This window comes from Staphylococcus sp. aM (assembly GCF_052975125.1).
In genome coordinates this window covers 1,992,978-2,015,018 of the sequence record NZ_CP121447.1, presented here as the reverse complement: position 1 = coordinate 2,015,018, position 22,041 = coordinate 1,992,978, and the positions used below count along the sequence as shown (strand labels likewise).

The following is a 22,041-nucleotide window of genomic DNA, read 5'->3' as shown; positions in this document are numbered from 1 at the left end:
ATAATAAAAATAACACCCCTAAGTGTCTTAGATTAGACACTTAGGGGTGTTGATATATTATTGATTTGATTTTGCAACTTCTTCAGTGATACCCACCATAACTTGTACGGCTTTTTCCATAACATCGATTGAGGCATACTCAAAAGGACCATGGAAATTGCCACAACCAGTAAAGATATTAGGTGTAGGTAATCCCATAAATGATAGTTGTGATCCATCAGTTCCACCACGAATAGGTTCCGTATTAGGCTCGATACCTAAACGATTAAATACTTTTGTAGGGATATCTATAATATGCTGATGAGGTTTGATTTTTTCAGCCATATTATAATATTGGTCTTCAACGTCGACTTTGACTGGATAATCTTCAAAATGTGAATTGATATCATCACGTATTTCCATAAAACGTTTTTTACGTAAATCAAATTGCTTTTTATCATGGTCTCTAATGATATATTGTAATGTAGCTTTTTCAACATTACCTTCAAAATTCATTAAATGATAAAAACCTTCATAACCTTCTGTACGTTCAGGAACTTCACTAGGAGGTAATAAACTATTAAATTGTTGTCCAAGTGAAATGGCATTAATCATCGCATTTTTAGCTGATCCAGGATGTACATTAACACCATGACATGTTACTTTTGCTGCAGCAGCATTAAAGCTTTCAAATTGTAATTCGCCTAATTGGCTACCATCCATAGTATAAGCGAAATCAGCATTGAAACGTTTAACATCAAATTTGTGAGGTCCTCTTCCTATTTCTTCGTCTGGCGTAAAGCCTACACGAATTTTACCATGTTTAATTTCAGGATGTTCAAGTAAGTAGTTAAGCCCTTCCATAATTTCTACTACACCTGCTTTGTCATCAGCGCCTAGTAATGAAGTACCATCAGTAATCATAAATGTATCGCCAATGACTTGTTTAAGCTCAGGAAAGACTTTAGGATCTAGAATTCTATCTGTTTTACCTAACTTAAGTGGATTACCGTCATATTTTTCAATGATTTGTGGGTTAACATTAGTAGCATTAAAATCAGGTGATGTATCAACATGAGCTAAGAAACCAACCGTTGGCACGTCATATTCCACATTACTGTCTAATGTAGCAAAAAGGTAACCATTGCTATCCATATCTGTTTCGAGTCCTAATGCTTTAAGCTCACTTTCTAATAGGTTTAATAAATCCCATTGTTTTGTCGTAGATGGTGTCGTATTTGAATTTGGATCTGATTGTGTATCTATTTTGACGTATCTCGTTAATCTATCGATAATTTGTTCTTTCATGTTAGACATCCCCTTAAACTCGATTATTCATATTATAAGATTTTCTATATGATTTACCTTTAATTTTACCATAATACTGCTTGATACGTGTGTAGAGATAATAGATGATTTCTGCTACAAGAATACCAAAAGATATCGCGCCAGATATTAAGGTAACCTCTAAAAAAGTATTTACAGCACTAGTATAGTTATTTGATACTAAAAAGCGTGTTGCTTCATACGCAGTACCACCTGGTACAAGTGGAATGATTCCAGGTACGATAAATATAATAACAGGTCTTTTATAGCGTCTACTCATCGTATGACTGAGTAAGCCTAAAATTAAACTTCCCAAAAATGTAGCGCCAACTTTTCCAAATTGCATATCAACGGTAAATTGATAAATTGTCCACGCAACTGCACCGACAAAACCACACGCTAATAATAATCGACGGGGTGCGTTAAATATGATGGAGAAAAGGACTGTGGAAATGAAACTTATTGTGAAGTGAAATAAATAAAATAACAATATGAACAGCCTCTCTTAAAAAATTAGTAATACTATAGCAACGCCAGCGCCAATAGCAAATGCAGTTAGCGCCGCTTCTACACCTCTAGACATACCTGCTAATAACTCTCCAGCTAGTAAATCACGAATCGCATTGGTAATTAAAATACCAGGTACAAGAGGCATTACGCTCGCAATGGTAATAATGTTCTGATTTGTTGCCAATCCAAGTTTCGAACAGGCAGCAGCTATTGTGATTACGACTGCAGCAGCAACAAATTCTGAGAAAAATTTAATTTGAATATATCGTTGAACAAGGCTAAACGTTAAAAACGCTGATCCTCCAGCTAGTATGGCAATCCAACAATCTGATGCTACGCCACCAAACATAAATAGGAAAAAACCACATGCAATCGCTGCTGCAAATAAATTAATTAAAAATGAATATTGCAACGATGCACTTCTAAGGTGGATTAATTCAGATTTTGCTTCATCAATAGTAAGTTGATTGCTAGAAATTTTACGAGACAAACTGTTGGTTAAAGCTATTTTTTCTAAATCTGTCGTACGTTCTCTAATACGAATTAATCGAGTACTAGTACGATCATTAAGAGAGAAGATAATAGCGGTTGAAGTTACAAAACTATATGTATCATGTAAGCCATAGCTATGTGCAATTCTATTCATGGTATCTTCAACACGATATGTTTCAGCACCAGCTTCTAGTAAAATCCTACCAGCAATCAACACGACATCAATCACTTTATTCTCATCAATGATAGTGATTGAATCTGACATGAATAACCACCTCCTAATTAATTTAATGATATGAATAATTGAAGTTTACAACTTGAGCTAACAACTTTCAATAGAGTAAGTCATATTGAAAAGATTATGTAATGAAGGAGATAGGTGAAAACGGTGGTAAACATTTATTTTAAATCTAAAATAAATAAGGCTATGGTGGATAAGAAATGCGTTTATAAAATAAAAAAGGAAGAGACGTGAAAGATTCAAACGTCGATAAATAAATTAACGAAATTACAAATCCTTTTGTCTCTACCTCTGATAGTGTATTCAATATTTGATTATAGTTTAATAATAGGATTAAACATGACTTTATTTCTACCTTCGCTTTTAGCCACATGTACCATATCATCTGCATCTTTAAAGACGCGTCTTTGTGATTTGCGATCATCTTGTGTTAAATAACCGACACCTATAGACACTGAAAGTTTTATGACTTCCTTATTAGGTAGATGGAATGATGACTTCTCTACACCTTGACGAATATTTTCGGCAAGTTTGACACTTTGATCCAATGTATAGTCATTAATTACAACAGAGAACTCTTCGCCACCATTTCTAAAAATAAGAAATTGTTTAGGGACATAATTTTTAAGTAATTGAGACATTTGTTTTAATACAGCATCTCCTGCTTGGTGCGTATATGTATCATTTACATCTTTAAAGCCATCAATGTCAATAAGTAACAAGCCTAAGCTTTCATTATGTGTCTCAGTATATTTAGATAACTGATTCAAATGTCTATCGAATTCTTTAACATTCCCAAGACCAGTTAAATAATCATATTTATCTTCATTTTCATAGCGATTAACGAGTGAGAAGAAATGCCAAATATCTACAAATGTAATTGCAGAGGCAATTGTGATAATGAATGACACAGGAATTAAAATTGCAATTTCAATTAAATCATAGATTGGGCTCACTAATGCAAGTATAAATAAAATGATAATACTGATTGTATTTAATATAAGTAACGATATAATATCGTTTTGTTTTAAAAACGGACCTACTGCACTGACCACACCCGCTATAACGACTAAAGTGATACCGTATATAATAGAGTTGTTAAAAATAAGTATGTCAACTAATGATACGACGACAGCTGAAGCTAATGTGTAAACCATGTTGGTGTAACGTCCTAAGAATAATAAAGGTACAAACGTTAAATGAACTAAGTATTCTAAACGGAAGGGAATGGGATATGCTGCTAATAAAAGTGCAACAAGCGTCATTAAAACAGTGACGTATCCTTTAGAAAAGACCATTCTTTTATTTTCAGAGTATTGCAGTCTATGAAACAAATATATGCCTGCAACCATGACTGAAATATTATATATAATTGCTTCAAACATAGTTTTACCGACTCCTTTATTGACCATTAGCTATTGTAAGTGAAAACTTACAATTTGTCATTAGTTAGACTAAAAAATTTATCACATAAAATAGTGATTAATGTTAAAATGTTAACTTAAGTGATATGATGAAAAAAAGTTTCGTCATGTGAGAGTATAAAAATCGATGTAGATATATATGAAGAAAGAATGTTGTTATAAATTTGGGATATCTTATTTTAGATTAACTACTATTATACAGTTGATTTAATAATAAGGAAAGATGATAGCAACTGATGTTATTGCGATAGAATTGAAGATTGATAGTAGTCGTTATTAAAGAGGAAAATCATACAAAATAACCGACGCACGTTTAAATATTAACTATAAATATAGGAAGAGAAATAGTTGGATTTCTTAAAACTTACCCTTTAAATGATAGAAACTAACTTAATTTTGATGAAGGTGAACTGATGTATACATTATTACTCATTGCATTTACTATGATAGTCAGTTTAATAATAACACCCATTATTATTGCGATGTCTAAAAAATTAAATTTAGTAGATAAACCCAATTTTCGTAAGGTGCATACAAAGCCGATTTCAGTCATGGGTGGCACAGTTATTTTATTCTCATTTTTAATTGGAATGTGGTTAGGCCATCCTATTGAAAGAGAAGTGAAACCATTAGTTATCGGAGCAATATTGATGTATGCCGTTGGTTTAATCGATGATATATTTGATCTTAAACCATATATCAAATTAGCTGGGCAAATCGTAGCAGCTTTAGTGGTCGCATTTTATGGTATTACCATTGATTTTATTTCATTACCAATGGGACCAACGATTCATTTTGGAATTTTAAGTATTCCAATTACAGTGATTTGGATTGTAGCTATTACAAATGCTATTAATTTAATTGATGGATTAGATGGCTTAGCATCTGGTGTATCTGCGATTGCATTAATGACAATTGCATTTATCGCTATCTTACAAGCGAATATCTTTATTATAATGATTTGTTGTGTGTTAATCGGATCTTTATTAGGATTTTTATTCTATAACTCACACCCAGCTAAAATATTTCTTGGTGATAGTGGAGCCCTAATGATTGGTTTTATTATTGGATTTGTTTCATTGCTAGGTTTTAAAAACATTACATTTATTGCATTATTTTTCCCTATTGTTATTTTAGCAGTACCATTTATTGATACTATTTTTGCAATGATTCGACGAATGAAAAAAGGGCAACATATTATGCAAGCGGATAAATCTCATTTACATCATAAGTTATTAGAACTTGGTTATACACATAGACAAACCGTCTTACTCATATATTTCATTGCTATCTTATTCAGTCTATCTAGTATTATTCTGTATCTATCTCAACCTCTAGGTGCATTAATGATGTTCATTTTAATTATTTTAACGATTGAACTCATTGTTGAATTTACAGGATTAATTGACGATAATTATAGACCGATTTTAAACCTAATTACAAAAAAAGGTGATCATCCACATCCTCAACATCAATATGAAGAGGAAGACAATCACTAAACATCATAAAAGCTATCTAAAACAGAGTCCCGATTTCATCGTTATTTAGACTCTAACTTTAGATAGCTTATTTTTTAATCTGTTGTAATATCGAAGGGTAACATTTTAATTTCTTCAGTATTTAGCTCATAATTGCCAGCTGTCGTTCTATTTAAAAACTCGATAAAATCATCGTACTCAGTTTCAACTACATCTATTTGGTAGCTAACTTTGTCAGTATAGAATTGATTTCTAAGCATAAAGCTAGTGGAACCTAATTCATATTCAAATTTGCCAGTTTGATCATAATTCAAGGTAACGGTGGTTGGAATAGCAGCTCTTAACTCCACACGTCCAATATCATAAATAACATCACGTACTGCACCACTATATGCTCTTATGAGGCCGCCACCACCTAATTTGATACCGCCAAAATAGCGTGTAACAACGACGCACACATCATGTAGTTCTAATTTTTTTAATATTTCCAACATAGGGACGCCAGCAGTACCACTTGGTTCTCCATCGTCATTTGCTTTTTGAATATTCATTTCTGGCCCTACAGTGTATGCAGAACAGTTGTGTGTTGCATCTTTATGTTGTGATTTCACCTCATTTATGAATGCCTTTGCTTCATCCTCTGAAGCTACAGGTTTAATATGTGAAATAAAACGCGATTTATTGATTGTATTTTCAATAGTATGTTCTTCTTTAATAGTAATGATTGGTTTTGTCATTTTTTCACCTTCATCTTCGCTCTGTTTTCATATTTGTATTATACACTCTGTAAATACTTAAAATAAATTGTTTAATTAAGATTTTCTTTTTTAATAAAATATTGTATTATTACTATGAGTATAATTGAGGAGGACTACTATGAAGATTGCTGTAATGACTGATTCTACTAGCTATCTATCTCAAGATTTAATTGATAAATATAATATCCCAGTTGCACCGTTAAGTGTAACTTTTGATGATGGTGTAAGCTATACTGAAGATGTAAATGTTGATATTGACCATTTTTATAATAAAATGGCTTCTTCAGCAACGATACCTACGACAAGTCAACCGGCTGTAGGTGAATGGATTCAAAGATACGAAAAATTAAGAGAAGATGGTTACACAGATGTGATAGTTGTATTCTTATCTAGTGGAATTAGTGGGAGTTATCAATCTGGGAAGCAAGCTGGAGAGTTAGTTGAAGGCATTAATGTCTATGCATTTGATAGTAAGCTTGCGGCTATGATGGAAGGTTGTTACGTATTACGTGCAATAGAAATGGTAGAACAAGGTTATAAACCAGATGATATCATAGCAGAGTTAACTGATATGAGAGAACATACAGGTGCTTATTTAATTGTAGATGACTTAAAAAATTTACAAAAAAGCGGACGTATTACAGGTGCTCAAGCTTGGGTAGGTACATTGTTAAAAATGAAACCAGTACTTAAATTTGATGATGGTAAAATAGTACCAGAAGAAAAAGTACGTACTAAGAAGAGAGCGCTAAAAGCACTAGAAGATAAAGTCTTAAATCAAGTTAAAGATTATAATGATGTGACAATTTACGTGATTAATGGCGATAAAACAGAGGATGGTAAAGCCTTATTAGAATCTGTCAAAGCCAATGCGTCATCACATTACCAAGTAGCATATTCTGAATTCGGACCAGTGATTGCCGCGCACTTAGGATCTGGTGGGTTAGGTTTAGGCTACACTGCACGACAAATTAGACTTAATTAGAAGATTTAGAGGACATATGGAATTGTTGAATGACAATTCGGTATGTCTTTTTTTATTGGAGGGAACATCAATATTACATTTTGGAAAGTTAATTCATTCAGAAATGAATATCACTACGGAACAAGTGGCACATGTTACTAAAGGCGTTGTATTTAAAAATAACCGTTGGCATTGTGTTCAATGTGAAACAGACGATGCTAAATATTTTCATCGCTATTTTTCAAATTTTATAAATAAAGACATTATATATTGTAGAAAATGTATACAACTTGGTCGTATGGATCATTTGACTGATTATAGAATAACTAAGAGTCATCAAAAGGCTACGCTATGTGAATATCACCTTGAATTTGCGCTTTCAGACCAACAAAGGTATGCCTCTCAACAAATTGTAAATGCAATTAAGGCACGACGAAAATTATTGTTATATGCAGTTACTGGGGCTGGTAAGACTGAAATGATTTTCGAAGGCATTAAGTTTGCTAGAAATCAAGGCGACAATATTGCGATTGTATCACCACGTGTTGATGTTGTAGTAGAAATTAGCCAACGGATTAAAAATGCATTTTTTCAGGAAGATATAGATGTATTGCATCAAAGTAGTAAACAAGAGTTCAACGGACACTTTATCATTTCAACGATTCATCAGCTATATCGATATAAAAACCACTTTGATGCTATTATTATTGATGAAGTAGATGCATTTCCATTATCAATGGATGACGACTTATTTAAAGTGATTCAAACAGCTTCCAAACAGAGTGCATGTCATATTTATATGACAGCTACGCCGCCGAAGAAACTATTATCGACGATAAGTAAAGATAATGTGATTAAATTACCTGCACGATTCCACCGACAACCACTTCCGGTACCCAATTTTCAATATTTAAAGTTTAATCCTAAGAAAGTTCAATATAAATTATTAAATTTTTTATCCCAACAAATACAACGTCAACGATATACTTTAGTATTTTTTAATCACATTGATTGCATGATTAAAGCTTTTAAGACGTATCAAGCTCAAATACCGAATTTAATATATATTCACAGTGAAGATGAGCAACGCTTTGAAAAAGTACAATCTTTAAGGGCAGGTAATCATGTTGTTGTTTTTACCACTACTATTCTTGAACGAGGTTTTACTATGGAAAAGTTGGATGTCGTAGTAATTGATGCTGACCAGTTTTCTAAAGAAGCATTAATACAGATTGCAGGTCGTGTAGGGAGAAAGAAGCAAGCGCCAAACGGGCATGTGATTTATTATCATAATGGTGTGTCACTATCGATGATGTTAGCAAGAAAAGATATTAAAAAAATGAATCAACTTGGGAAACAAAAAGGATGGTTAGACATATAATGGAAAGATGTCTACAATGCTTGAATCCTATAAATGAACCTTTTACTATCATTAATTTTTATAGAAACCCTAATGTTTTATGTGAGACTTGCGTCGGAAAATGGAATCAAGTAAAAATCCATGATGCTATAAAGCGTTGTAAAAAGTGTTTGAAAGTAATGACACAAGATGAACAAATTTGTGAAGATTGTCAATTTTTGAATGAGCGATTTAACATTCAATATCAATTAAAATGTGATTTTATTTATGAAGGTATTATGAAAGAAACGATTCATCAATATAAATTTTTGAAAGATCATTATTTATGCAAAATTCTTGCTGAGGTAATCAATATACCAGAAGGTAAATTTGACTACGTAATCCCTATACCATCCCCAGATGAACGTAATATTGAAAGAACATTTAATCCAGTTGAAGAAGTTTTAAAGATGAAAGGTGTTGATTATAAAAATGTATTAGGTACAGAATTTAGACCGAAACAAGCAGGTTTAAATAAAATTAAACGAATAAAAGAGACAAATCCCTTTTTTATAAGGAAAAATATTGAGTTAGATGGTAAGGAAATATTACTTGTTGATGATATTTATACAACGGGGTTAACGATTAATCGTGCAATGTGTAAATTATCCACATTAAATGTCAGAAAATTCAATGTGTTTGCGTTTGCAAGATAAGGATGACGTGGTAAAATATAATTAAGCATTACCAATATAAGAGGTTAAAGGAGAGATTACTATGATTAGATTTGAAATTCATGGAGATAACCTCACTATCACAGATGCAATTCGCAACTATATTGAGGAAAAAATTGGTAAGTTAGAACGTTACTTTAATAATGTACCGAATGCGGTTGCACACGTTAAAGTTAAAACTTATTCAAATTCAACTACAAAAGTTGAAGTAACAATTCCTCTTAAAGATGTCACTTTAAGAGCAGAAGAAAGACATGATGATTTATATGCTGGTGTTGATTTAATTACTAATAAACTTGAACGTCAAGTTAGAAAGTATAAAACACGTGTAAATCGTAAGCACCGTGACCGTGGTGATCAAGAAGTGTTTGTAGCAGAAGTTCAAGAAGCACCACCAGAAGAAATTAGCGGTGCAGAAGAAAATAATGATAATGATATCGAAATTATTCGTTCTAAACAATTCAGTTTAAAACCTATGGATTCTGAAGAAGCGGTATTACAAATGAATCTTTTAGGACATGACTTCTTTATCTTTACAGATCGTGAAACTGACGGTACTAGTATCGTTTATCGTCGTAAAGATGGAAAATATGGTTTAATTGAAACAACTGAACAATAAGGGTCAATGTGAACCATAAATATATGTAAGAAATGAATTCAGTTTAATAATTGAATAGGGTTAATTTGGGAGTGAGATGATTGTTATTCGTATGTGAATACTTCATCTTGCTCCCTTTTTATATATAATATTAAGGGGTTATTCTTAATAATGAGTTGAGTAAAGGGATTTAAAAGAATGATGTATGGATGTTTGAATTCGTAGACGCAATGATTATACTGTGCTAATCTTAATTGAAAATAACGGAAAAGAAATACTGTATAATAAATTTCGCAATTTATGCGAAGTTTATTTATTTGAGACGAGAAATAATACATTGTATCATGTTAGAATTAACTTGTTGACAATTCATTAGATTTAATTATGTTATAGATTGGAAAGACACAAAGGCATTTTGATTGAATTACCATGTAAAATAACTTAAAGTGTGTAAGCTATGATTGCCAATATGTTTATATTATGGACAAAGGGAATAACGTATACTAATGAGTATTTAAGTATGATTCTAAAGGTATAAATGGTAAGATTAATTGTTGAAAGCCAAGCAGTTTTTAGCTAAAGGAGCGAACAGAATGGGATTTTTATCAAAAATTGTTGACGGCAATAAAAAAGAAACGAAAAAGTTAGGTAAGTTAGCTGATAAAGTACTCGCATTAGAGGAAGATACAGCACTTTTAACTGATGAAGAAATTCGAAATAAAACTAAGAAATTTCAAGAAGAACTTGCTGAAATTGAAGATGTTAAAAAACAAAATGATTACTTAGATAAAATTTTACCTGAAGCGTATGCACTTGTACGTGAAGGTTCTAAACGCGTTTTTAATATGATTCCATATAAAGTACAAGTTATGGGTGGTATCGCTATTCATCATGGTGATATCGCTGAAATGAGAACAGGTGAAGGTAAAACGTTAACAGCAACAATGCCTACATATTTAAATGCATTAGCAGGGCGAGGCGTTCACGTTATTACAGTCAATGAATATTTATCTAGTGTTCAAAGTGAAGAAATGGCAGAACTATACGAATTTCTAGGTTTATCTGTAGGTCTAAACTTAAATAGTAAAACCACAACTGAAAAACGTGAAGCGTATGCACAAGATATCACATATAGTACGAATAACGAACTAGGATTCGACTATTTGAGAGATAACATGGTGAACTATGCAGAAGAGCGTGTTATGAGACCATTACATTTTGCCATTATTGATGAGGTAGACTCTATTTTAATTGATGAAGCAAGAACACCGCTTATTATTTCAGGTGAAGCAGAAAAATCTACATCACTTTATACACAAGCTAATGTTTTCGCTAAAATGCTAAAATTAGATGATGATTATAAATACGATGAAAAAACAAAATCTGTGAACTTAACAGAACAAGGTGCAGATAAAGCAGAGCGCATGTTTAAGATTGATAATCTTTATGATGTTCAAAACGTAGAAATTATTAGTCATATCAATACGGCATTAAGAGCGCATGTGACTTTACAACGAGATGTTGACTACATGGTTGTAGATGGCGAAGTACTTATCGTTGACCAATTTACTGGTCGTACAATGCCTGGTAGACGTTTCTCTGAAGGTTTACACCAAGCGATCGAAGCTAAAGAAGGCGTACAAATTCAAAATGAATCTAAAACAATGGCTTCTATCACCTTCCAAAACTATTTCAGAATGTACAATAAGTTAGCAGGTATGACAGGTACTGCTAAAACAGAGGAAGAAGAGTTCCGAAATATTTATAATATGACAGTAACTCAAATCCCGACTAATAAACCTGTACAACGTGTTGATAAATCTGACTTAATTTACATTAGTCAAAAAGGGAAATTTGATGCCGTTGTTGAAGATGTAGTTGAAAAGCATAAAAAAGGACAACCTGTATTATTAGGTACAGTAGCCGTAGAAACATCTGAATATATTTCTAATTTATTAAAAAAACGTGGCGTAAGACATGATGTATTAAACGCTAAAAACCATGAACGAGAAGCGGAAATTGTTGCAAATGCTGGTCAAAAAGGATCAGTTACCATTGCTACAAACATGGCTGGTCGTGGTACAGATATCAAATTAGGTGAAGGCGTTGAAGAAATCGGTGGTTTAGCTGTTATTGGTACAGAACGTCATGAATCACGTCGTATTGATGACCAATTACGTGGTCGTTCAGGTCGTCAAGGTGATAATGGGGATAGTCGCTTCTATTTATCATTACAAGATGAATTAATGGTACGTTTCGGTTCAGAAAGACTACAAAAAATGATGGGCCGATTAGGTATGGATGATTCTACACCAATTGAATCTAAAATGGTTTCAAGAGCAGTAGAATCAGCGCAAAAACGTGTTGAAGGTAACAACTTTGATGCACGTAAACGTATCTTAGAATATGACGAAGTACTACGTAAACAACGTGAAATTATCTATAATGAACGTAACGATATCATTGATAACGATGATAGTTCACAAGTTGTAGATGCCATGTTACGTTCAACATTACAACGTGGAATCAATTATCATATCAATGAAGAGGATGATAACTTAGATTATCAACCATTCATCAACTATATAAATGATGTCTTCTTACAAGAAGGAGAATTGAAAGAGTCAGAAATTAAAGGTAAAGATTCAGAAGATATCTTTGAAGTAGTATGGTCTAAAATTGAAAAAGCTTATGCTAAACAAAAAGAAACGCTTGGCGATCAAATGAATGAATTCGAAAGAATGATTTTATTACGTTCTATTGATAGTCATTGGACAGATCATATAGATACAATGGATCAATTACGTCAAGGTATCCATTTACGTTCATATGCACAACAAAATCCATTACGTGATTATCAAAATGAAGGTCACGAGTTATTTGATATGATGATGCAAAATATCGAAGAAGATACTTGTAAGTTTATATTAAAATCAGTGGTACAAGTTGAAGATGATATTGAACGTGAAAAAACAACAGACTTCGGTGAAGCAAAACATGTATCAGCCGAAGATGGCAAAGAAAAAGTGAAACCACAACCGATTGTTAAAGGTGAAGACATCGGTCGTAATGATCCATGTCCTTGCGGTAGCGGTAAGAAATATAAAAACTGTCATGGACAAGCATAGTTGCACCTAAATAAGTAATATATAGTTGAAGCCTGAGACAAAGTTGTCTTGGGCTTCTTTATTGTATATTTGATTGATTGAGAAAATAATTCAACAGCAATAATTAAGTTATGAGGCTTTAATTTTAATACAACAATCGTACTTATACTGTCATTCAGTTTGTTTATGATAGAATATAAACATATAATATGATGAATGTAGTGTAGTAATATTTAAGAATTTGATAAAGTAAATCAAATTGAAATAAAATCATAGATAAACAAATGAAATAGGAGAGACATTATGGAATTATCAGAAATTAAAAGAAATATAGATGCGTACAAAGACAATTTAAATCAAATTAGGGGGTCTCTTTGACTTAGAAAATAAAGAGACTAACATCCAAGAGTATGAAGAAATGATGACAGAGCCCAATTTTTGGGATGATCAAAATAGAGCACAAGATATCATCGATAAAAATAATGCTTTAAAGTCAATGGTAAATGGTTATTATGAATTAGAAGAAACCGTGGAAGATATGTCTGCAACAGTTGAATTGTTGCAAGAAGAATTTGACGAAGATATGAAGCAAGAGTTAGAAAATAATGTCATTGAATTTAAATCAGAGATTGACCACTTTGAATTACAATTATTATTAGATGGTCCTTACGATGCGAATAATGCGATTTTAGAATTACATCCTGGTGCAGGCGGTACTGAATCACAGGATTGGGTAAGTATGTTATTAAGAATGTATCAACGATATTGTGAACAAAGTGGATTTAAAGTTGAAACCGTGGATTATTTACCTGGCGATGAAGCGGGTGTTAAAAGTGTGACATTATTAATCAAAGGGCATAATGCATATGGTTATTTAAAAGCGGAAAAAGGTGTGCATCGATTAGTTCGAATTTCACCATTTGATTCATCTGGCCGTCGCCATACATCATTTGCGTCTTGTGATGTTATTCCTGATTTTGATAATGATGAGATTGAAATTGAAATCAATTCTGATGATATTACAGTTGATACCTTCAGAGCATCTGGCGCTGGTGGACAACATATTAATAAAACGGAATCAGCAATCAGAATTACGCATCATCCTACAGGTATTGTAGTTAATAACCAAAATGAACGTTCACAAATTAAAAACCGTGAAGCAGCAATGAAAATGTTGAAATCTAAATTGTACCAACTTAAATTAGAAGAACAAGAACGTGAAATGGCAGAAATACGTGGTGAGCAAAAAGAAATAGGTTGGGGAAGTCAAATTAGATCTTACGTATTCCATCCTTATTCAATGGTTAAAGATCATAGAACAAATGAAGAAACCGGTAAAGTGGATGCAGTAATGGATGGTGACATAGGTCCGTTTATTGAAGCGTATTTAAGACATCAAATGGATAAATAAATTGAAGAATAAGAGAAGGAGCGTTTGAGGCATATAATTGTCTCAAGTGCTTCTTTTTTATTAGCTGTAGTAGTTTCAAAGTACTACCATTTAAATAAAAATAAGAATGAATTATTTTGAAAATTTTAAAGTCAACAAAATCAATGTAAAAAATCTCTTGTAATATTACTCAGTTGATCATTATGACAAAGTCAAACTAACAATGAATCGCTCTAAAGTAGCTGATATATATGTATTTGTGATGATATATAAGATGACGCTTGAAATGATTGTGTATAAAAAATATATTACATCAATTTAACATTAACCTTTATAAAATAATATTGTGTTATATTAAATTCAACAAATTAGAATACACAACAAAGGAATGACATATTTAATGAAGAAGACGTTTTTATTATCATTATCATCAGTAGCAGCGTGTATCGCATTCAGCAATGTTGCAGATGCTCAAGAAGAAACTGCTGTATCTAATGTGAATACATCTGAAAACATAGCATCAGTTGAAACTGAAAATGCTAGTCAATATATCGTCAAACCTGGTGACACATTATACCAAATCGCTTTAAATCATAATATTACTTTAGATGAATTATATAGCCTTAATCCTGGGGTTACACCTTTAATTTTTCCGGGGGATATCATTACTGTTTCTCCATATGAAACACAATATCAAGTCAACAATACCACTTATAATTCAAGCAATTATAATGTTGGAGAACCAACATCAGCAGCAAGTCAACAATATGTAGATGTTACAAGTGAAACGGCATCACAACCATCTGTTACAACGAATCAATCATATAGTAATGAGGCTGGTGCTAGTTTGTATTCTGTAAGTAATTCTGGCAATTTATATAATTATGGCAACTGCACATATTATGCATTCAATCGTCGTGCAGAGTTAGGTAAACCAATTGGAAGTTTATGGGGGGATGCTGGTAGTTGGGCAGTAAATGCTAGAAATGCTGGTTTCACAGTGAATAATATTCCAGTTGCAGGTGCAGTTTTCCAATCTAATCCTGGTACAAATGGTTCGGGTGGCTATGGCCATGTAGGCGTCGTTGAAAGCGTAAATAGTAATGGTACAGTTACAGTTTCTGAAATGAACTGGAACGGTGGATTTAATGTAAAATCTTACAGAACAATTACAAATCCAGGTAGCTATAACTACATTCATTAAATTTGAATACAAACTAAAGTTATATATAGCAGTAACGTAATTTATATTATTACGTTGCTGCTTATTTAATATTAATCAACTAAGTTGAAATCGCCATTAAGATATTACTTTTAATCATGATTTTGATTGGTATAATGAAACTAAGTATCATCTATGATTAAATAAGAAGGAGGCATCACGGAATGGGCATACATCAATATTACAAAAGACTCTCTGACATGGAAAAGCTTATTAGGTTGCCTGGTAAATTTAAATATTTTGAGCATAATGTGGCTGCACACTCGTTTAAGGTAACAAAAATTGCTCAGTATCTTGGCACTGTTGAAGAATATAATGGAAATGTTATAGATTGGAAGAGCTTATATGAAAAAGCACTAAACCACGATTTTGCAGAGGTATTTACAGGTGATATTAAAACGCCAGTAAAGTATGCAAGTAGAGAATTGAAAATGCTTTTTTCACAAGTTGAAGAAGAAATGGTAGAAAATTTTATTAAAGAAGAAATCCCTGAGCAATACCGTGACATATATAGACAAAGGCTACAAGAAGGTAAAGATGATTCATTAGAAGGACAAGTACTTGCTGTTGCGGATAAAATTGATTTACTATATGAAACATTTGGTGAAATCCAAAAACGTAACCCAGAACCTTTGTTTTTTGAAATATATGAAATGAGTTTAGAAACAATTATGCAATTCGATCATTTAGCTTCTGTTCAAGATTTTATTGATAATGTAATTCCTGAAATGCTAACTGAAAACTTCATTCCTAGAACAGAATTACGAGAAACTACGATGACAATACTTAATAAAAGAAACAGGTGAAATAAATGATTTGGTATGCATGTGCTGCATTTTTTCCTTGTATTTTAATAGTACTTTTTAGTGTCGTAACTAAAAACAAATGGATTGGTACCTCTGTTACTTTAATATTAATTGCGACCTCAATATATAAAGGCTTTTTCCATAGTGAATGGATTATATTTATTGATGTTGTATCATTATTAGCGGGTTATTTAATCATAGATCAACTAGAATTCCATAAGAGAGAAGAATAAAACTCAATTAATAAACAAACGGATTGAAAATAAAGTGTATAAAACAAGCATAGTTTGCTAAGCTATGTTTGTTTTTATTTATCTTATAATATAAAAATGTTAGCGAACAAATGTTTGTATTTTATGTTCGAGATTTGTTAAAATAGAAAATAAATTCAGTGCTAATATTTACGTTAACGATATCATCAAAATGATGTATGACAAGAGGTAAACTAGGGAAAGTAATAAGTAAATAACGTATTTAGTGACGATATTCTTTAGAAAAAAATGAGTTCACTAATCTCGAGTGATAAAAGTTGAGTTGTAAACAATACAGGAGGCGTATGTAGTAATGGTTGAACATTATCCATTCAAATTAAATTCAGAGTTCGATCCTCAAGGTGATCAACCTGAAGCAATAAAGAAAATTGTTAAAGGTGTTAAAGAAGGTAAGAGACACCAAACACTACTTGGTGCAACCGGAACAGGTAAAACATTTACGATGAGTAATGTAATACAACAAGTAGGTAAACCAACCTTGATTATTGCACATAACAAAACATTGGCTGGACAATTATATAGTGAATTTAAAGAATTTTTCCCGGAAAATAGAGTGGAATATTTCGTGAGTTACTACGATTACTATCAGCCAGAAGCTTACGTACCATCGACAGATACATTTATTGAAAAAGATGCGTCTATTAATGATGAAATTGACCAATTAAGACACTCAGCAACGAGCGCATTGTTTGAGAGAGATGATGTTATTATCATAGCAAGTGTGAGTTGTATTTATGGTTTGGGTAATCCAGAAGAATATAAAGATTTGGTTGTCAGTGTGCGTGTGGGCATGGAAATGGAACGTAGCGAATTACTAAGAAAACTAGTTGATGTGCAATATACTAGAAATGATATAGACTTCCAACGTGGTACATTTAGAGTACGAGGCGATGTGGTTGAAATATTCCCTGCTTCAAGAGAAGAAATGTGTATTCGAGTAGAATTTTTCGGTGATGAAGTCGATCGTATTAGAGAAGTGAATTATTTAACAGGCGAAGTTATAAGAGAACGTGAACATTTTGCAATTTTCCCAGCATCCCACTTCGTTACGCGTGAAGAAAAGATGAAAGTTGCAATCGAGAGAATTGAAAAAGAATTAGAAGAACGTTTAAAAGAGTTAAGAGATGAAAATAAACTTTTAGAAGCACAGAGATTAGAACAAAGAACTAATTATGACTTAGAAATGATGCGTGAGATGGGGTTCTGCTCAGGTATTGAAAACTACTCTGTACATTTAACGTTAAGACCACTAGGTTCTACCCCATATACATTGCTTGATTACTTTGGCGATGATTGGTTAATCATGATTGATGAATCACACGTGACACTACCTCAAGTAAGGGGGATGTATAACGGTGATAGAGCACGTAAGCAAGTTTTAGTTGATCATGGATTCAGATTGCCAAGTGCTTTAGACAACAGACCTTTAAAATTTGAAGAGTTTGAAGAAAAAACAAATCAATTAGTCTATGTATCTGCCACACCAGGACCTTATGAAATAGAACATACCGATGAAATGGTAGAGCAGATTATTCGACCTACTGGATTGTTAGATCCAAAAATTGATGTACGTCCAACAGAAAATCAAATTGATGACTTGTTGAGTGAAATTCAAGATAGAATTGATAAAAATGAAAGAGTACTGGTTACTACTTTAACTAAAAAAATGAGTGAAGATTTAACAACATATATGAAAGAAGCAGGAATTAAAGTTAATTATCTTCATTCGGAAATCAAAACTCTCGAGAGAATAGAAATCATAAGAGACTTACGTATGGGTACCTATGATGCAATTGTTGGAATTAACTTGTTAAGAGAGGGGATAGATATTCCCGAAGTTTCATTGGTTGTTATCTTAGATGCAGATAAAGAAGGATTTTTACGTTCCAATCGTTCTTTAATTCAAACAATTGGACGTGCAGCACGAAATGATCGTGGTGAAGTTATTATGTACGCTGATAAGATTACAGATTCAATGAGATATGCCATTGATGAAACGCAGAGACGTCGTGATATACAAATGGCTCATAATGAAAAACACGGTATTACACCTCAAACAATTAATAAGAAAATTCATGATGTCATCAGTGCAACCGTCGAAAGTGATGATACAAATGAAAATAAACAAATAGAAGTTCCTAAGAAAATGACGAAGAAAGAACGTCAAAAAACGATAGAAAACATAGAAAAAGAAATGAAAAAAGCAGCTAAAGATTTAGACTTTGAGAAAGCAACAGAGTTAAGAGATATGTTATTCGAATTAAAATCAGAAGGGTGACATTTAAATGAGAGAACCATCCATAGTAGTGAAAGGTGCAAGAGCACATAATTTAAAAGGTGTTGATATAGAATTACCTAAAGACAAGTTGATAGTGATGACAGGACTTTCTGGTTCAGGTAAATCCTCTTTAGCTTTTGATACCATTTATGCCGAAGGTCAAAGAAGATATGTAGAATCATTAAGTGCTTATGCACGTCAATTTTTAGGTCAAATGGATAAACCGGATGTTGACACAATTGAAGGCTTATCACCAGCGATTTCAATTGATCAAAAAACAACAAGTAAGAACCCACGTTCTACAGTTGCCACAGTGACTGAAATATATGACTATATTAGGTTGCTATATGCACGTGTAGGAAAACCATATTGTCCTAATCATCATATTGAGATAGAATCACAGACTGTTCAACAAATGGTGGATAGAATTTTAGAATTAGAAACTCGAACTAAAATTCAATTGTTAGCACCAGTTGTTTCCCACCGTAAAGGTAGTCATGAAAAATTAATTGAAGATATAAGTAAAAAAGGGTATGTTCGCTTGCGAGTTGACGGTGAAATTGTTGATGTGAACGAAGTACCGGAATTAGATAAAAATAAAAACCACACTATTGAAGTTGTTGTTGATAGATTAGTCGTTAAAGATGGTATTGAAACAAGATTAGCAGATTCTATAGAAACGGCACTTGAACTTGCAGAAGGAAGTTTAACGGTAGATATAATTGATGGGGAAGAATTAAAATTCTCTGAAAATCATGCATGTCCAATTTGTGGATTTTCCATAGGTGAATTAGAACCACGTATGTTTAGTTTTAATAGTCCTTTTGGAGCGTGTCCTACATGTGATGGTTTAGGGCAACGATTAACAGTTGATATGGACTTAGTTATTCCTGACCCCAATAAAACCCTAAATGAAGGCGCAATTGAACCGTGGGAGCCTACAAGTTCAGATTTTTATCCAACATTATTAAAACGTGTATGTGAAGTCTATAAAATTAATATGGATAAACCATATAAAAAACTTACCGATAGACAAAAGAATATATTAATGCACGGCTCAGGAGATAAGGAAATTGAATTTACATTTAATCAACGATTCGGCGGCGGACAAAGAAAACGAAAAATGATATTTGAAGGTGTAGTTAACAACATCAATCGTCGTTATCATGAATCCCCATCTGAGTATACGAGAGAGATGATGAGCCGATATATGACTGAGTTGCCATGTGAGACATGTCATGGTCAGCGTTTAAGTAAAGAGGCACTTTCAGTTTATGTTGCGGGATTAAATATTGGTGAAGTTGTTGAATACTCAATTAAAGAAGCTTTAAATTATTATCAAAATATCGAACTTTCAGAACAAGACAAAGCGATTGCGAACCAAATTCTTAAGGAAATCATTTCACGTTTAACATTCTTATATAATGTAGGGCTAGAATATCTGACATTGAACCGTGCGTCTGGTACATTATCTGGAGGTGAAGCACAACGTATTCGTTTAGCAACTCAAATTGGTTCTCGTCTAACTGGCGTTCTTTATGTACTTGACGAACCATCTATAGGTTTACATCAACGTGATAATGATCGCTTGATTAATACACTTAAAGAGATGAGAGACTTAGGCAATACGCTTATTGTTGTAGAACATGATGATGATACTATGCGCGCAGCTGATTATTTAGTAGATGTCGGACCTGGCGCAGGTAACCATGGTGGCGAAATTGTCGCTCAAGGTACACCTAAACAAGTAATGAAAAATAAGCACTCCCTAACAGGACAGTATTTAAGTGGTAAAAAGAAAATTGATGTTCCAGAGCACAGACGTGAAGTGACTAATAAAAAAATTAGCATCAAGGGTGCTAAAAGCAATAACTTGAAAAACGTGGATGTAGATATTCCACTTTCACTAATGACTGTAGTGACGGGTGTTTCAGGATCTGGTAAAAGTTCATTAGTGAACGAAGTATTATATAAATCTCTAGCACAAAAAATCAACAAATCTAAAGTAAAGCCAGGAGACTATGAGTCAATTAAAGGTATTGACCAATTAGATAAAATTATAGATATTGACCAATCACCAATTGGTAGAACACCTCGTTCAAATCCAGCAACATATACAGGGGTATTTGATGACATACGTGATGTGTTTGCTCAAACCAATGAAGCTAAGATTCGAGGCTATCAAAAAGGACGATTCAGTTTTAACGTTAAAGGTGGTCGTTGTGAAGCATGTAAAGGCGATGGCATTATTAAAATAGAAATGCATTTCTTACCTGATGTTTATGTCCCTTGCGAAGTTTGTGATGGCAAACGTTATAACAGAGAAACACTAGAAGTTACTTATAAAGGTAAAAATATTGCTGATGTACTAGAAATGACAGCAGAAGATGCGACCCATTTCTTTGAAAATATACCTAAGATTAAACGTAAACTTCAAACATTGGTAGATGTCGGATTAGGTTATGTTACTTTAGGACAACAAGCTACTACTTTATCCGGTGGTGAAGCGCAACGTGTGAAACTGGCTTCTGAATTGCATAAACGTTCAACAGGACGTTCAATTTATATTCTGGATGAACCAACAACGGGTTTACATGTTGATGATATTAGTCGATTATTAAAAGTTTTAAACCGACTTGTCGAAAATGGGGACACAGTTGTCATTATTGAACATAATTTAGATGTTATTAAAACAGCTGATCACATTATTGATTTAGGTCCAGAAGGTGGCGATGGTGGCGGTACAATTGTTGCTACAGGAACGCCTGAAGATATTGCCAATGTCGATAGTTCATACACAGGTCAATATTTGAAAACAGTTTTAGAACGAGATAGAAATGAAGATGAATCATAATAAAATGATGTTATAATTTATATTAAGGTGATTTCAGAGTATACTGGAATCATCTTTTTTAAAAGATTTTTTCATACAATACATATCTAAATAAAATGTAGATACCGCTTTATTGATTATAAGCGATAAACAAACAAAGATCTAACGTTGATTTTGCATTTGTAAAACATGACTATTTTCTAAACATTGAGTTAATATAACTTTTTATTATAGATAGTAGTTTGATTTTTGATATGATTAAAGAAAGTGAATTTGTAGTAACAATTCAA

General features: G+C 32.7%; 17 protein-coding genes. 12 read left to right on the top strand and 5 right to left on the bottom strand.

The annotated features are described in order from the left end of the window. Positions 1-57 precede the first annotated feature (57 nt). The 4 genes from pepT to gdpS all read right to left on the bottom strand — a co-directional run bounded on the left by pepT (position 58) and on the right by gdpS (position 3,933). Entirely contained in the window at positions 58-1,287 is a 1,230-nt protein-coding gene (gene pepT, locus P7F85_RS09935) for a peptidase T (RefSeq protein WP_002467007.1), read from the bottom strand. Between the two features lie 13 nt (positions 1,288-1,300). After that, positions 1,301-1,795 carry a threonine/serine exporter family protein gene (locus P7F85_RS09930; protein WP_002467008.1) on the bottom strand — a complete coding sequence of 165 codons (495 nt, stop codon included), beginning with the start codon at positions 1,793-1,795 and terminating at the stop codon, positions 1,301-1,303. A 15-nt stretch (positions 1,796-1,810) separates the two neighbouring features. Beyond that, positions 1,811-2,572: a threonine/serine exporter family protein gene (locus tag P7F85_RS09925; protein WP_002467012.1), complete on the bottom strand. Its 762-nt coding sequence runs from the start codon at positions 2,570-2,572 to the stop codon at positions 1,811-1,813. 290 nt (positions 2,573-2,862) lie between these two features. Continuing rightward, positions 2,863-3,933, bottom strand: a complete 1,071-nt coding sequence (gdpS, locus tag P7F85_RS09920) for a GGDEF domain-containing protein GdpS (RefSeq protein ID WP_002467014.1) — start codon at positions 3,931-3,933, stop codon at positions 2,863-2,865. Between the two features lie 452 nt (positions 3,934-4,385). Between gdpS and P7F85_RS09915 the strand changes: the two genes are divergently transcribed. Then, complete coding sequence (locus tag P7F85_RS09915) at positions 4,386-5,471, top strand: glycosyltransferase family 4 protein (RefSeq protein ID WP_270251358.1); 1,086 nt, start codon at positions 4,386-4,388, stop codon at positions 5,469-5,471. 74 nt (positions 5,472-5,545) lie between these two features. Here the strand turns inward: P7F85_RS09915 and P7F85_RS09910 are convergent, their stop codons facing one another. Next, positions 5,546-6,187, bottom strand: a complete 642-nt coding sequence (locus P7F85_RS09910; protein WP_002467465.1) for a YigZ family protein — start codon at positions 6,185-6,187, stop codon at positions 5,546-5,548. Positions 6,188-6,326: 139 nt separating this feature from the next. On the opposite strand from P7F85_RS09910, the gene fakB1 reads away from it, so the two are divergent. The 11 genes from fakB1 to uvrA all read left to right on the top strand — a co-directional run bounded on the left by fakB1 (position 6,327) and on the right by uvrA (position 21,772). Next, positions 6,327-7,193, top strand: coding sequence for a fatty acid kinase binding subunit FakB1 (gene fakB1, locus P7F85_RS09905; protein WP_002467468.1), 867 nt, complete (start codon positions 6,327-6,329; stop codon positions 7,191-7,193). 16 nt (positions 7,194-7,209) lie between these two features. Further along, positions 7,210-8,553: a DEAD/DEAH box helicase family protein gene (locus P7F85_RS09900; protein ID WP_019235820.1), complete on the top strand. Its 1,344-nt coding sequence runs from the start codon at positions 7,210-7,212 to the stop codon at positions 8,551-8,553. Further along, the gene (locus tag P7F85_RS09895) at positions 8,553-9,227 is read left to right on the top strand and encodes a ComF family protein (protein WP_015365273.1); all 675 of its coding nucleotides are present in this window, start codon (positions 8,553-8,555) and stop codon (positions 9,225-9,227) included. The genes P7F85_RS09900 and P7F85_RS09895 overlap by 1 nt, the downstream gene beginning before the upstream one ends. Before the next feature lie 61 nt (positions 9,228-9,288). Beyond that, positions 9,289-9,864, top strand: a complete 576-nt coding sequence (gene hpf, locus P7F85_RS09890; RefSeq protein WP_002450920.1) for a ribosome hibernation-promoting factor, HPF/YfiA family — start codon at positions 9,289-9,291, stop codon at positions 9,862-9,864. Between the two features lie 572 nt (positions 9,865-10,436). After that, positions 10,437-12,971: a preprotein translocase subunit SecA gene (secA, locus tag P7F85_RS09885; protein WP_015365272.1), complete on the top strand. Its 2,535-nt coding sequence runs from the start codon at positions 10,437-10,439 to the stop codon at positions 12,969-12,971. A 282-nt stretch (positions 12,972-13,253) separates the two neighbouring features. Continuing rightward, positions 13,254-14,361 (top strand): peptide chain release factor 2 gene (gene prfB / locus P7F85_RS09880; protein ID WP_102949347.1). Its coding sequence is split into 2 segments (ribosomal slippage): positions 13,254-13,325 and positions 13,327-14,361, totalling 1,107 coding nucleotides; the frame shifts between segments, so codons are not numbered across the junction. Positions 14,362-14,740: 379 nt separating this feature from the next. Further along, positions 14,741-15,544, top strand: coding sequence for a COG3942 and LysM peptidoglycan-binding domain-containing protein (locus P7F85_RS09875; protein WP_002465360.1), 804 nt, complete (start codon positions 14,741-14,743; stop codon positions 15,542-15,544). A 182-nt stretch (positions 15,545-15,726) separates the two neighbouring features. Further along, positions 15,727-16,368 carry a YfbR-like 5'-deoxynucleotidase gene (locus P7F85_RS09870; protein ID WP_002465357.1) on the top strand — a complete coding sequence of 214 codons (642 nt, stop codon included), beginning with the start codon at positions 15,727-15,729 and terminating at the stop codon, positions 16,366-16,368. A gap of 5 nt (positions 16,369-16,373) precedes the next feature. Further along, positions 16,374-16,601: a CsbA family protein gene (locus P7F85_RS09865; protein WP_002450915.1), complete on the top strand. Its 228-nt coding sequence runs from the start codon at positions 16,374-16,376 to the stop codon at positions 16,599-16,601. 331 nt (positions 16,602-16,932) lie between these two features. Further along, the gene (gene uvrB / locus P7F85_RS09860; protein WP_002465354.1) at positions 16,933-18,918 is read left to right on the top strand and encodes an excinuclease ABC subunit UvrB; all 1,986 of its coding nucleotides are present in this window, start codon (positions 16,933-16,935) and stop codon (positions 18,916-18,918) included. Positions 18,919-18,925: 7 nt separating this feature from the next. Further along, positions 18,926-21,772 carry an excinuclease ABC subunit UvrA gene (uvrA, locus tag P7F85_RS09855; protein ID WP_002465361.1) on the top strand — a complete coding sequence of 949 codons (2,847 nt, stop codon included), beginning with the start codon at positions 18,926-18,928 and terminating at the stop codon, positions 21,770-21,772. Positions 21,773-22,041 lie beyond the last annotated feature (269 nt).